15 protein-coding genes are annotated in these 11918 nt (G+C 56.1%); 5 read left to right on the top strand and 10 right to left on the bottom strand.

Annotated features, from left to right (window positions below; genetic code table 11):
• Positions 1-141 precede the first annotated feature (141 nt).
• Complete coding sequence (locus ACA070_RS19005) at positions 142-1068, top strand: Gfo/Idh/MocA family protein (protein ID WP_497447878.1); 927 nt, start codon at positions 142-144, stop codon at positions 1066-1068.
• Between the two features lie 16 nt (positions 1069-1084).
• Here ACA070_RS19005 and ACA070_RS19000 read toward each other — a convergent pair whose 3' ends face one another.
• Together ACA070_RS19000 and ACA070_RS18995 are read right to left on the bottom strand one after the other, a co-directional pair.
• Positions 1085-1246: a DUF2986 domain-containing protein gene (locus tag ACA070_RS19000; protein WP_461954647.1), complete on the bottom strand. Its 162-nt coding sequence runs from the start codon at positions 1244-1246 to the stop codon at positions 1085-1087.
• An 83-nt stretch (positions 1247-1329) separates the two neighbouring features.
• On the bottom strand, positions 1330-2025 hold the full coding sequence (locus ACA070_RS18995; protein ID WP_497451988.1) for a tRNA (adenine(22)-N(1))-methyltransferase: 696 nt from the start codon (positions 2023-2025) through the stop codon (positions 1330-1332).
• A 296-nt stretch (positions 2026-2321) separates the two neighbouring features.
• On the opposite strand from ACA070_RS18995, the gene ACA070_RS18990 reads away from it, so the two are divergent.
• On the top strand, positions 2322-2813 hold the full coding sequence (locus ACA070_RS18990) for a cupin domain-containing protein (protein WP_497447877.1): 492 nt from the start codon (positions 2322-2324) through the stop codon (positions 2811-2813).
• Positions 2814-2825: 12 nt separating this feature from the next.
• Here the strand turns inward: ACA070_RS18990 and ACA070_RS18985 are convergent, their stop codons facing one another.
• Positions 2826-3743: a LysR substrate-binding domain-containing protein gene (locus ACA070_RS18985; RefSeq protein WP_497447876.1), complete on the bottom strand. Its 918-nt coding sequence runs from the start codon at positions 3741-3743 to the stop codon at positions 2826-2828.
• A gap of 355 nt (positions 3744-4098) precedes the next feature.
• Between ACA070_RS18985 and ACA070_RS18980 the strand changes: the two genes are divergently transcribed.
• Positions 4099-4551, top strand: coding sequence for an Ohr family peroxiredoxin (locus ACA070_RS18980; RefSeq protein WP_461974581.1), 453 nt, complete (start codon positions 4099-4101; stop codon positions 4549-4551).
• 251 nt (positions 4552-4802) lie between these two features.
• Positions 4803-6008, top strand: coding sequence for an epoxide hydrolase family protein (locus ACA070_RS18975; RefSeq protein ID WP_497447875.1), 1206 nt, complete (start codon positions 4803-4805; stop codon positions 6006-6008).
• Positions 6009-6153: 145 nt separating this feature from the next.
• Here ACA070_RS18975 and ACA070_RS18970 read toward each other — a convergent pair whose 3' ends face one another.
• From ACA070_RS18970 to ACA070_RS18950, 5 genes are all read right to left on the bottom strand, one after another.
• Positions 6154-6606 carry a hypothetical protein gene (locus ACA070_RS18970; protein WP_497447874.1) on the bottom strand — a complete coding sequence of 151 codons (453 nt, stop codon included), beginning with the start codon at positions 6604-6606 and terminating at the stop codon, positions 6154-6156.
• 55 nt (positions 6607-6661) lie between these two features.
• Positions 6662-7693, bottom strand: coding sequence for an NADPH-dependent aldehyde reductase Ahr (ahr, locus tag ACA070_RS18965; protein WP_497447873.1), 1032 nt, complete (start codon positions 7691-7693; stop codon positions 6662-6664).
• Between the two features lie 298 nt (positions 7694-7991).
• Positions 7992-8420 carry a nuclear transport factor 2 family protein gene (locus ACA070_RS18960; protein WP_497447872.1) on the bottom strand — a complete coding sequence of 143 codons (429 nt, stop codon included), beginning with the start codon at positions 8418-8420 and terminating at the stop codon, positions 7992-7994.
• 198 nt (positions 8421-8618) lie between these two features.
• Complete coding sequence (locus ACA070_RS18955; RefSeq protein WP_154911624.1) at positions 8619-9020, bottom strand: hypothetical protein; 402 nt, start codon at positions 9018-9020, stop codon at positions 8619-8621.
• A gap of 132 nt (positions 9021-9152) precedes the next feature.
• Complete coding sequence (locus ACA070_RS18950; RefSeq protein ID WP_497447871.1) at positions 9153-9725, bottom strand: chorismate mutase; 573 nt, start codon at positions 9723-9725, stop codon at positions 9153-9155.
• 188 nt (positions 9726-9913) lie between these two features.
• Between ACA070_RS18950 and ACA070_RS18945 the strand changes: the two genes are divergently transcribed.
• Positions 9914-10819: a LysR family transcriptional regulator gene (locus ACA070_RS18945; RefSeq protein ID WP_497447870.1), complete on the top strand. Its 906-nt coding sequence runs from the start codon at positions 9914-9916 to the stop codon at positions 10817-10819.
• A gap of 2 nt (positions 10820-10821) precedes the next feature.
• Here ACA070_RS18945 and ACA070_RS18940 read toward each other — a convergent pair whose 3' ends face one another.
• Entirely contained in the window at positions 10822-11223 is a 402-nt protein-coding gene (locus ACA070_RS18940; protein ID WP_497447869.1) for a RidA family protein, read from the bottom strand.
• Positions 11224-11419: 196 nt separating this feature from the next.
• On the bottom strand, positions 11420-11743 hold the full coding sequence (locus ACA070_RS18935) for a hypothetical protein (RefSeq protein WP_497447868.1): 324 nt from the start codon (positions 11741-11743) through the stop codon (positions 11420-11422).
• Positions 11744-11918 lie beyond the last annotated feature (175 nt).

The following is an 11918-nucleotide window of genomic DNA, read 5'->3' as shown; positions in this document are numbered from 1 at the left end:
AAGCGTTCGTCAGTCGGGATACCAGTGTTCAAGCTGGCGTGTCAGATGAAACTTAAGCACATCATCAATGACTTCCCCGCCACACAAACGTAATCTTGCCGATTCGCGTATCAAGATAAAACAAAAAATCAGGAGTCATTGATGCAACCGATCCGTCTCGGTCTGGTGGGCTACGGCAAGATTGCCCAGGATCAACACGTCCCTGCTATCAACGCCAACCCCGCGTTCCAGTTGGTGTCTGTCGCCACGCAAGGGCAGCCCTGCGCCGGGGTAGAGAACTTTCAATCCCTGAGCGAACTGCTTGAAAACGGCCCGCACGTCGATGCGATTGCGTTTTGTACGCCGCCGCAGGGACGATTCGCGCTGGTGCAACAAGCGCTGGCCGCTGGTAAACACGTGCTGGTAGAAAAACCGCCGTGTGCCACATTGGGTGAAGCGATGGCGTTGGTGAGTCAGGCACAGGAGCAAGGCGTCAGCGGTTTGTTCGCCTGGCATTCGCGCTACGCGCCCGGCATCGAAGCCGCCCGTGACTGGCTGGCCACCCGCACCCTGCAAAGCGTACAGATCGACTGGAAGGAAGACGTGCGCAAATGGCACCCCGGCCAGGCATGGATCTGGCAACCCGGAGGCCTGGGTGTGTTCGATCCCGGCATCAATGCGTTATCGATTGCAACCCATCTGCTGGCGCTTCCGCTGTTTGTCGAATCTGCGGAACTGCGAGTCCCCAATAACTGCCAGTCGCCTATTGCCGCTTCCATCAAAATGTCTGACGCGCGCCACCTCGATGTTCGCGCGGAGTTCGACTTCGACCACGGTCATGATGAACTCTGGAGCATCGAGATTCGCTGCACCGAAGGCATCCTGCGACTGGATAACGGTGGTGCGTTGCTGAGTATCGACGGCGTGCGTCAGACCGTATCGGAGGAGGGCGAATACGCGGCGGTGTATCGACATTTCCAACAGCTGATTGGCGCCAAGGCCAGTGACCTGGACCTCCAGCCGCTGCGACTGGTTGCCGACAGTTTTTTTGTCGGCAGTCGGGTGTCGGTTGAGCCGTTCTACGATTAGTGGCTGCTCGGGTAGATCAACTCTCAGGGGAAATGATTGAGTCGTCACTGGACTCAGCAGCCAGTTTCAATCGGTCCGCTTTACTGATGTATTTCGACTTGCTAGCCGGTGCCAATTTGGCACTGGCCTTTTTGGCGTGAGCCTTCAATAACTGCTTTATTTTTTTTTGACGATTCATGTTTTTCGCTCAGCTAGAAAATTCTTGAATGATGCTTGCCTGATCGCCGCTCGGCGACTGTTCGTACAAACCCTGGACCCGTTTCAAGCCAGCAACTCGGTGATCCATCGGGCTTGCCGGGCGACGTCCTGCATCTTCTCCTTGGGCACGGCCTGTCGCGCCCGGGCGAAATGGGTCAGGGTCTGCTGCTTGTGGCGCAGTATGCGCTGCCACTTGCCCAGGAACGCCGGGGTGCGTGCCTGCATCTGCAACGGGCCGAAGTACAGCTCCTCGGCGGTGTACATCACCGGGCCGGCGCGCTCGGCGACGATGATTTCGTAGTCGAAGCGGTTTTCCCGCAGCAGTTCCTCGCAGAGGATGCGGTAGTCATTTTCCATCAGCCATTGGCGCAGTGGCTGCTCCCCGCCGTTGGGCTGCAGGATCAGGCGTTCCTGGCCGTTAAGGTGCGCCTTGCCGCTGTCGAGAATGTCGCGGATGGTCTCGCCGCCCATGCCGCAGATGCTGATCGCCGTGATCCCGTCTGCCGGCTCGATCGCCGCCAGGCCATTGGCCAGGCGCACGGTGATCCGCTGCTCCAGGCCGCTCTCGCGCACGGTGCGTTCGGCCGAATGGAACGGCGTCAATGCCACTTCGCCAGCGACCGCCGCCGCGATGGCGCCACGGCGTATCAACGCCACCGGCAGGTAGCCGTGATCCGAGCCGATGTCGGCCAGGCGTGCACCTGCTGGCACATGCGCCGACACGCGCTCCAGGCGCATGGACAATGTCTGTTCGTTCAACTGCAGTTCCTTTTCACCACGAATGTCCCGCACCCTGGACCGGATCGGGGCGCCATTCTGTCGAGCAATGCCGTGCATTTCAAATTCCTGCGACCACGGCCATGACTCGACCCGTATCTACGGCACGAAACGTAAATGAATCCGAGCTCTTTTTGCCTCTGTCCGTGACGTTTGAAACACACGCCTAGCGTAGTGAATTGATTACATTGCGTATCAACTGAAATGCGCTTCAGCGGCATTATCACAACAGGGGTCTACAACTACATTAGAGATAACATTTTTCTCAGGTGCCTCTCATGATTCAGCACATTATGAAAACCGCTTGCCTGACGACCCTTCTTGTCGTTGCAGCAATGTCGTCTGTTCAAGCACAACCATTGCCGCTCGATAAAACCGGTGCTTTGTATAATGAAGACGTGGAATGGCGTAACTTTCCAGCGTTTCCGAAAGAAGTAAAACTGGCTGTTCTAGTCGGTGATCCTGCCAAGCCAGGCCCCTACGTTGTGCGCGTTAAAGTACCGAGCGGCACGAAACTCATGCCTCACACACATCCTGAAGACCGTATATATACCGTTATGTCCGGTGTGTTTTATATTGGTTTTGGGAGTGTGTTCGATCCGGACAAACTGGTTGCTTATGGCCCGGGGAGTGTAATAGTGCTCCCGGCTAATACTCCGCATTTTCATTGGGCCAGATCGGGAGAGTATATCTCTCAGGTTTATGGAACAGGTCCGCTAGGTCTTGAGTACATTGACAGTCGTGACGATCCTCGTCATTCGTCAAAGTAATCGCTGCGGTATTCACCCCTTGGCCCGGTGACGCAAGCGCGAGTAAGAAATCAGCATGCTGGTCAGCTCCTGTGTGACTTGAGTGAAGGGTGACACTCGGCGGCTGATCAAGCACACCTCACCTGACTCCAACGGCTCCCGGATCGAAATGCTGATAAGCGACGAGCAAAACAGCTTCATGCCGGGAAGCATGCTGGGTTCAACGGTCAGGTAATCCGTCTCGGAAATGATGTGCAGGATTTCCAGCAGCGATTCGGTGGTGATCACGATCTTCGGAGGAGGTAAGCCTTGGGCCCTGAACAGCTCGATCAGATGCTTCTCCGCGCTACCGACGACGCCAGCCGGCCGGACGCTGATCCATCCGCAATCAACCAGGTCGCGCACTGATCGAGCCTCCGCCATTGGATGCCCCTTGCGCGCAATCACGCTGGCTTTTGAGCTGTAAAGCCGCTCGATGTGCAGGTCGATATCGCAGACATCGGGGCTCAGTGGACACATCACAAAGTCGAGCCGTCCCGCGCGAATCATCTCGATCAGCATCTTCGATTTTCCGCTGGCGATGTGCAGCTGCACTTTTGGAAATCTGCGGGTAAAACTGCTGAAGACCGGCATCAGACACGCTGCCAATGGTTCCGCGGTAACACCCAATGCGATCTGACCTTCGGGCGTTCCATTCCATTGGCGGACGTCTTGTACCGCGCGGTCGCAATCCAGAATGATCGAGCGTGCCCGGGTCAGGAACACCTTGCCCGCCAGGGTCAGACTGATGCCTTGATTGGAGCGCACCAGCAAGGTGACCCCCAGTTCTCTTTCCAGACTTTGAACCGACTCGGTCAGCGTGCTCTGGGCAGCGTCCAGCTCGCGTGCCGCTGAACGAAAACTGCCCTTGTCGACCACTGAGCAGAAGGCTCGAAGCTGGATCAGTTTCATGAAGCAGTGATCCAGTTGTTGCCGTTGTGGCCATGGGAAGCGTGATCGGCAGTTATAAACAGTGTGTGGCTGCTTCCGGTGTTCATGGCTGAGTCTCCAAGCGGCAAGGTTAGCGGCGATTTGTTGTCGTAATCGATTAGATCGTATGCGATGTATAAATTTTCCCCCAAAGACTCAATGATGTCAAAGCTGACGTTGCGCCTTGGCGACGAGCGGTGGAGGACGGAAAAGCCGAAGGTGATCGGTTTTTCCGTTCTTCTCGGTGCCTTGGTCGTGCCTATAAAATCAATGCTGTCAGATAGTTACGTATCTTTCGTGCTATTTGAAATCTTATAAAAACTTCAAGGAATCACCCATGAGCAACATTGAAAAAGTCCTGGTTACCGGTAAAACTCACACCACCCTGAGCAGCGCCGGCAACACCCCGCGTGGGCACAACGGCAACCTCGACATCGAACTCTCAACGCCCGGAAGCGCCAAAACAGCCCACCTATTCGCCGCCACTCAACCGCACCCGACGGCCGAGCAGTTGTTCGCCGGGGCATGGTCGGCCTGCTACATCGCAGCCGTTGGCCTTGCGGCCAAAGAGTTGAAGGTGACGCTTCCAGCCGACGTGTCCGTTGATATCGAGATCGATCTGGGTCAAACCGGGAACGCTTACCTTCTGCAGGCCCGGTTCGATGTACGGCTGCCAGGTCTGCCGCATGAAGTTGCTTGCGCTGTCGCCCATGCTGCGGATCAGATGTGCCCCTACTCGAAAGCAACGCGGGGGAACATCGACGTTGCGTTTAACGTCCAGACGTCATGATTGAACTGGCTGCTTTGTTACCCGAACTATAAAAAAACAGCGATTACAACTCCCGCTATAAATACCCATTTGTCGTCAGGATCCCATCAATCAAAGAAGGGATCTGCGCGTGGCTTCGCGCCTCAGGAGCCTGTATGTCAAGACACATCAAACAACTTTCTTTAACCAGACGTAAGTTTTGCAGCGCTGCGGCAGTGACATGTGCTGCGGCACCGCTAGGGTTACTCGGTTTATCAATCAGGACTGATGCAATGACTAATAATCCAATAAAAACAAAGAATGTTTCTGCTGAAATACGCCCCTTTCATTTCAGTGCCCAAGAGTCAGAACTTTCAGAGTTGCGCAGGCGTATAGAAGCAACGAGATGGCCGGACAAGGAAACCGTCAATGACTCCTCTCAAGGTGTGCAACTGGCGACGATCCAGAAACTCGCCAAACACTGGGCGACCCAATATGACTGGCGAGTGATTGAATCCAAAATAAACGCAGTTCCAAACTTCATCACCCACATCGATGGCCTGGATATACATTTCATTCATGTCCGCTCAAAACACGAGAATGCGTTACCGCTACTGATGGCGCACGGTTGGCCTGGGTCGATCATCGAATTGATGAAAGTCATCGGCCCACTCACCGATCCTGTGGCACACGGAGGCAGCGCCTCCGATGCGTTCAGCCTGGTGATTCCATCGATGCCGGGTTACGGCTTTTCGGAGAAACCGACCGAGGCCGGCTGGAATCCCGAGCATATCGCCGATGCCTATATCGAGCTGATGAAGCGTCTCGGATACACCCGGTACGGGGCGCAAGGGGGCGATTGGGGTTCTATCGTTGTCGATCTGATGGCTGTAAAGGCGCCACCTGGCCTGATCGGTATTCATTCGAACATGCCTGGCGTCATCCCGCCTGAACTTGATGCCGCGTTGTTCCGCGGTGACCCGGTACCCAGCGGTCTTTCTGCGGAAGAGAAGCAAGCGGCAGATCAACTGGCCAACACCTACAAGCACATTGGCTACGCAATCATGATGGGTGACAGGCCTCAGTCGCTGACAGGTCTTAATGATTCGCCCGTTGGCTTGGCGGCCTTCATGCTTGATCACGATCCTAAAAGCTACGAGATGATCGCTCGTTCCATTGACGGACAACCGGAAGGCCTCACACCCGATGACGTCCTCGACAACATCACGTTGTTCTGGCTGACCCAAACGGCCGTTTCCTCGGGGCGGCTCTATTGGGAGAACAAGTCGACATTCTTCGCCGTCAAGGGCGTCAACATCCCGGTTGCGGTTAGCGTGTTTCCTGATGAGCTGTATGCAGCTCCGAAAAGTTGGTCGCAGAAGGCCTACCCGAAACTTGTGCATTACAACAAGCTTCCCAAGGGTGGGCACTTTGCTGCGTGGGAGCAGCCAGCGCTTTTCTCGGAGGAAGTCCGGGCCGGATTCAAGTCGCTGAGGTAAGTGACAAGCCGGCAGGCATCGGAGACCTGATGTTGTAATGATCGGGGTGGCTCGGTTCGGATCGTTGATCGTCATGCGTGAAAATGATCCGGACCGCGCAACCAGTAGCTTAAACGCGACCCGGAAGAAGAGCACCAGTTTCTGGCTACTTCACTGCGCCTCCTTGCCTGATATCGCCGCAAAAAATATCGACGTTGCCACTCTCCGGAGCCGTTCGCACGACGATGGAATAGTCACCGGCAAGCAGATCCTGAAGTGCGATCGGTGCGCTTCTTGAGAACGACCAACCGCGTATGGCTTCGCGCGTGGTGATGACCTTGTCATTCATTGCAAAGGCGACTGGCCCGGGTTGCTGGCAGATGCCTTTATGGATGAAGGAGTAGAGACGCAAGGGCAGAGTTACTCCGCTTGGAGCGCCACTGATGAAGAAGCTGAGTCCGGTTTGTTTGTCCCAGCTTGTCAGCGTTACATTGCCGATCTGCCCGGTGTTCTGCCGGGTGGCAACCAACGGGACAGACACGCCATGGTCTGATGAAGTGGTGCAGCCGAACAGGCTTGCGCTGATCATGAGGGCTGCAAGTGAGTTTCTGAAGTTCATTTCCAACTCCTGCGTAAGAACTGCAATGAGTGTTATCCATATCAGCGTCAGTCCGTCATTGACTCGCATCCAGCACAACGCGGTAACGTGCCTTGCCGCTGCGCAAGTGATCGATGGCTTCGTTGATCCGACTCATGGGAAAGAGTTCGACCTGCGGCAGGATCTGATGACGTGCGCAGAATTCCAGCATGGTCGCCGTGTTACTCGGCGAGCCGACCGGCGAGGCGGACAAGGTCTTTTGTTGAGGGATCAGGTTGAACACATGCACCGGAATAGCGTCGGGCACGATGCCGACAAAGTGCAGGCGCCCCTTGCCGCGCAGGGTGGCAAGCATGGCCGTCCAGTCGAGGTTGGCGTTGGCGGTCACCAACAGGAAATCCAGGGTGCCGGCAATGGCGTTCAGCGCGTCGCTGTCGGTCGAGGCGATGACGTTGTGCGCGCCGAGGCGTCGGGCTTCGTCGGTCTTGTTCAACGACGAGGTAAACGCCGTGACCTCGCAGCCCCAGGCATTCAGGAAGCGCAGTGCCAGATGACCGAGGCCGCCGATGCCCACCACACCGACCCGGTCAGTGGGTTTGACGTCGAATTCCAACAATGGGTTGAACACCGTCGAGCCGGCGCAGAACAGCGGCCCGGCCATCGACGGGTCGAGTTCGCCCGGTATCGCCAGCGCCCAGGCCCAGTGTGAACGCAGGCGGTCGGCGAAGCCTCCGTTGCTGCCGATAATGGTGGGTTTGGCGGTGCCGCACAGATGGTGAGCGCCGCCGATGCACGAGGAGCAATGCATGCAACTGCCCTTGTACCAGCCAATGCCCACCCGTTGTCCCACTTCGAGCCCGCGTACCTGCGCACCCACTCGCACAATGCTGCCGACCACCTCGTGGCCAGGCATGAAAGGGTAGTTGCTGACGCCCCATTCGTTATCGATCATCGACAGGTCGGAGTGGCAGACGCTGCAATACTCCACGGTGACTTCCACCTCCTCATCCCCCAATGGCCCGGGGTCGTAGCTGTAACGCTCCAGCGGCGCGCCGGCCGCCGTTGCGGCCCAGCCGGTGAAGGACGTGACTTCGGTGCTATCGCTCATGGGATACCTCCAGATCAGGAGACACGGGGTTTGGCTGCTTGGGTGTCGCAGCGCGAGCAAGGCAAGTGCAACGACCGCATGAAAGGATAGTCCGGGATCCGGGAACCAAGGGATAACCCGACTATCAGTTCGCCAGGAGTGGTTCAGTGATGGCGGTCAGTTGTTGTGTGGTCCGAATTCGGCGGGTTATGCGTCTGAGCAAGTTGGCGACATCCTGCTCATCCCTGCTCATAGCGGTGGCCTTGTGAACGAGGTGCTCGGGTTGCCCGTAGCACCTCGCCCAAACGATGCGGTGCAATCAGGCTTTGCTGGCCGCCAGATACGCGCCAAGGCGTTGTCCCATTTGCTCGCCCAAGGCTTGCAAGGCGCTGAATGGGCGGACCATCACTTCGAACTCAACGATTTTTCCCTGTTCGTTGAACCGGATCATGTCGATGCCCTTTAACTCTTTACCGCTGACTTTGGCGCTGAACTCCAGCACGACGCTCAAGCCGTCTGCTGTCGACAGTTCCCGGTGGTAGGCGAAATCCTCAAATACATTGACGACCGTGTTGAGAATCATCGATACCACGGCCGCTCCCGGGTAAGGCTTGTGAGCCATCGGCGAGCGGAATACCGCTTGAGGGTCCAACAAACCGGGCAGGGCGCCCAAGTCACCCTTTTGGATCATGTCGTGCCATTGCTTCAGGGATTGTGCGGCGTTGGGATGCAGGTTCAGTTCAGACATTTTCAACTCCTGTATTTTTGTTGTTCTGTAAAACGCGTCAGTGTTGCGCATGCAGTTTTGCCCGATGGCTTGCCGCAAGTCTTCAATAGTGCCGCCAAGATCGAACGGCGGCTATACGGATGATCTAAAAGTAGCTCACGAAAAAGCCCGGCTGATTAGGCCGGGCTTCTTGTTGGGTACCGCTGTAAAGCCATTCATTCAGGCGACACGGTTTTCGATCAGACGGTCGGAACCACCTTCAGCGACGCGGTTTTCGATCAGGCGGTCAGAGCCACCTTCAGCGACGCGGTTTTCGATCAGGCGGTCGGAACCACCTTCGGCGACGCGGTTTTCGATCAGACGGTCGGAACCACCTTCAGCGACGCGGTTTTCGATCAAACGGTCGGAACCACCTTCAGCGACGCGGTTTTCGATCAGACGATCCGAACCACCTTCAGCAACGCGATTCTCGATCAAACGATCCGAACCACCCTCAGCCACACGACTTTCAATCAGACGATCCGAGCCGCCTTCAGCGACAACCGGGTGAGCAGAGGTAGCGGCGAAAGCGTTAACTGCAAAAACCGAGAAAGCGATGCTGAGAAGGATTTGGCGTTTCATGATGGTGTGCTCCGGGGTGTAGTTGTTTTGGTATGGAGCCAATCTTACGCCGCGGATTTTTTATGAGAACTTCATTGAGTTAATGGTGACTATTGACGCAGTCAATGGCTGCGCGGAACGGGTGTCGCCCTGTCACTGATCAGCGATACACAACTCCCCGGTAGCGCGTATCAACGCCTGGCCGTGCAGTTGATCCTTGATCAGACCGGCTCGCGCCTCGCCCAGCCAGTCCGGGCAGTTCGGGTCTTTGCGATAGGGCGCGAAATCGGCGTATTGCTGAAGCAGACGGCTTTGCAGCTCATCCAGCTGTGGGCGGATCTGCTTGGCAAGGTCCGGCCGCGGGGTGTCAGGCGCCTTACCGGCCGCCCGCCAAACAGCGAGCAGCCCGTACTGCACCAGCTTGTTGGCTTCGATCTGTGCGTCGATCAACTCGGCGACCTGATCCGGGTCCAGTTTTCGTTTGACGGCCATCTTCCTGGCATTCGAGATGACCTGCGCTTCACGGACGCTGTCCTGAATCGGTTTGCCACTGTCCCACTTGGTCAGCGCGACGAGATCACCAATGTTCAGGCGCTCGTTCATCGTCACCAGTAGTGGTTGCAAACTGTCTGGCACCGGGGCGGGTGTGTTCGCCTGTGCGCCGCCAGCCAGTAAACCGACCAGGGCGCAGGTCAGCAGTTGCGGGATGCGTGGGAAGCAGGGCATAAGCAAAACCTCATCAGACTCAGGACTTACAAATTCAGGTGTTGTGTATCACAGATGGACGGCAAGCATACAACGCTGAAGTGCCCGCTGAGTTAGACTGAAATGCAGAACAAACATACTGATTCCAGTCATTACTGTGCAGATTCATCGACAGTGCGGGTGCATGTTCAAGAGGCGGGTAGACTACAGTGAACCAACTTTTAGCAATGCGTGCGTTTGTACGTGTTGTGGAAACAGGCTCTTTCAGCCGGGCTGCAGACCAACTGGCGCTTCCAAGGTCGACGGTCAGCAAGTTGATAACCGACCTCGAAAAGCATCTTGGCATCAAGCTGATGCACCGAACCACCCGTGCGGTCGCCGCCACATCGGACGGGCTGGAATATTACAGTCATGCGATGCGTCTGATTGCCGAACTGGAAGCAGTGGACACCGCCGCGCGGGGTAAAAAGCTCAAGCCTGGCGGGCACCTGAGGATCGATGCGCCGGCCTCATTCGCCAATTGTCTGCTGATACCCGCGTTGCCTGATTTTCATCGCGAGTATCCCGATATCACTCTCGCTTTAGGCATCAGCGACCGGCCAGTGAATATCGTTGGCGAGGGCGTGGATTGCGTCATTCGTGCCGGTGAACTGGATGACATGACGATGATCGGGCGCAAGATCGTCGACCTTCAATACGTCACCTGCGCAACCCCTGCTTATCTCGACCGCATGGGTACGCCTGCTTCTCCCATCGATCTCCAGACAAACCATGTCCAGGCAGGCTACTTCTTTGCCGCGACGGGTAGACCGGAACCCTTGATTTTCGAGAGCGACACTCATCGATACGAAGTCGGTGACTGCGAATTTTCGACCAATGACGGTAACGGACTTAAAGAAATGATGCTCGCGGGCCTGGGTATCGGGCAGCACTTCAGGCGCATTGTTCAGCCCTATCTGGACGCTGGCGAGTTAGTTGCTGTTTTGGAGGACTGGTCTCGGCCCGCCATGCAGTTTCATGTCCTCTATCCACCCAATCGACACCAAAATGCCCGGCTGAAGGTTTTTATCGACTGGGTGATTCAGACATTCAGGGACGAGTCGCCCGCTCATTGAACTCAAGGAACAATGGCGGTAACGCGGATTTCAATACGCATCGTCGGAAGACCCAGCGCCGCGACCCCGAGCTGCGTCCAGATGGGGGCGTGGTTGGGCATGTATTGGCGATACAGCCTGGCCATCGTCTCATTCACTATCGGGGGGAAACCTCCGACATGGTAAGAATTGACGTGGACCACGTGCTCCCAACTGGCACCTGCCGTCGCCAGGGTTCGTTCTAGATTGCGAAATGCCTGAGCAATCTCGTCCTCGATAGATTCGGGAATCTGTAAATCGTCATCCCAACCGCCCTGGCCTGAAGTCTCCACTCGATCGCCCATTTTTAAAGCTTGCGAGTAGTGCAAAGCGTTGAGCAGAGTTTCGCCATAACCGGGCGTGACAAAAAACTCGGGCTTGTTCATTGTGTTCCTCTATTCAGTTCGGTGCTCGGTAGAGCTTCTACCTGCGGTTGATGCTAATAGACTGAATAGCGGATCAATAGCCGTTAAAGCTGTCATGACTATCCACGTGTATGGACAGTTGGTTAAACGTTGTGCACGAAAAAGCCCGGCTGATAAGGCCGGGCTTTTCGTTGAGTATTACGGTGAAGCCAGTCATTTATGCGGCGCGGCTTTCGATCAGACGGTCGGAACCACCTTCAGCAACGCGGTTTTCGATCAGACGATCCGAACCACCTTCAGCCACGCGGTTTTCGATCAGACGGTCGGAACCACCTTCGGCGACGCGGTTTTCGATCAGACGATCGGAGCCACCTTCAGCCACACGATTCTCGATCAGACGGTCGGAACCACCTTCAGCCACACGACTTTCAATCAGACGATCCGAGCCGCCTTCAGCGACAACCGGGTGAGCAGAGGTAGCGGCGAAAGCGTTAACTGCAAAAACCGAGAAAGCGATGCTGAGAAGGATTTGGCGTTTCATGATGGTGTGCTCCGGGGTGTAGTTGTTTTGGTATGGAGCCGATCTTACGCCGCGGATTTTTTATGAGAACTTCATTGAGTTGATGGTGACTATCGACGTCGGCAATGGATGGCCGAAGCCTAATTCCACCGGGTGATGGCCTCTGGCTACGCGTTGCTTGATTGGATCCACAGTG

The sequence above is a fragment of the Pseudomonas sp. LBUM1678 genome (assembly GCF_059695575.1).
This window is presented reverse-complemented; position numbering and strand designations above follow the sequence as displayed.

Coding starts and splice junctions, on each gene's coding strand:
- ACA070_RS19005 (WP_497447878.1), top strand. CDS start 142: ATGCAACCGATCCGTCTCGGTCTGGTGGGCTACGGCAAGATTGCCCAG.
- ACA070_RS19000 (WP_461954647.1), bottom strand. CDS start 1,246: ATGAATCGTCAAAAAAAAATAAAGCAGTTATTGAAGGCTCACGCCAAA.
- ACA070_RS18990 (WP_497447877.1), top strand. CDS start 2,322: ATGATTCAGCACATTATGAAAACCGCTTGCCTGACGACCCTTCTTGTC.
- ACA070_RS18985 (WP_497447876.1), bottom strand. CDS start 3,743: ATGAAACTGATCCAGCTTCGAGCCTTCTGCTCAGTGGTCGACAAGGGC.
- ACA070_RS18980 (WP_461974581.1), top strand. CDS start 4,099: ATGAGCAACATTGAAAAAGTCCTGGTTACCGGTAAAACTCACACCACC.
- ACA070_RS18975 (WP_497447875.1), top strand. CDS start 4,803: ATGACTAATAATCCAATAAAAACAAAGAATGTTTCTGCTGAAATACGC.
- ACA070_RS18970 (WP_497447874.1), bottom strand. CDS start 6,606: ATGAACTTCAGAAACTCACTTGCAGCCCTCATGATCAGCGCAAGCCTG.
- ahr (WP_497447873.1), bottom strand. CDS start 7,693: ATGAGCGATAGCACCGAAGTCACGTCCTTCACCGGCTGGGCCGCAACG.
- ACA070_RS18960 (WP_497447872.1), bottom strand. CDS start 8,420: ATGTCTGAACTGAACCTGCATCCCAACGCCGCACAATCCCTGAAGCAA.
- ACA070_RS18955 (WP_154911624.1), bottom strand. CDS start 9,020: ATGAAACGCCAAATCCTTCTCAGCATCGCTTTCTCGGTTTTTGCAGTT.
- ACA070_RS18950 (WP_497447871.1), bottom strand. CDS start 9,725: ATGCCCTGCTTCCCACGCATCCCGCAACTGCTGACCTGCGCCCTGGTC.
- ACA070_RS18940 (WP_497447869.1), bottom strand. CDS start 11,223: ATGAACAAGCCCGAGTTTTTTGTCACGCCCGGTTATGGCGAAACTCTG.
- ACA070_RS18935 (WP_497447868.1), bottom strand. CDS start 11,743: ATGAAACGCCAAATCCTTCTCAGCATCGCTTTCTCGGTTTTTGCAGTT.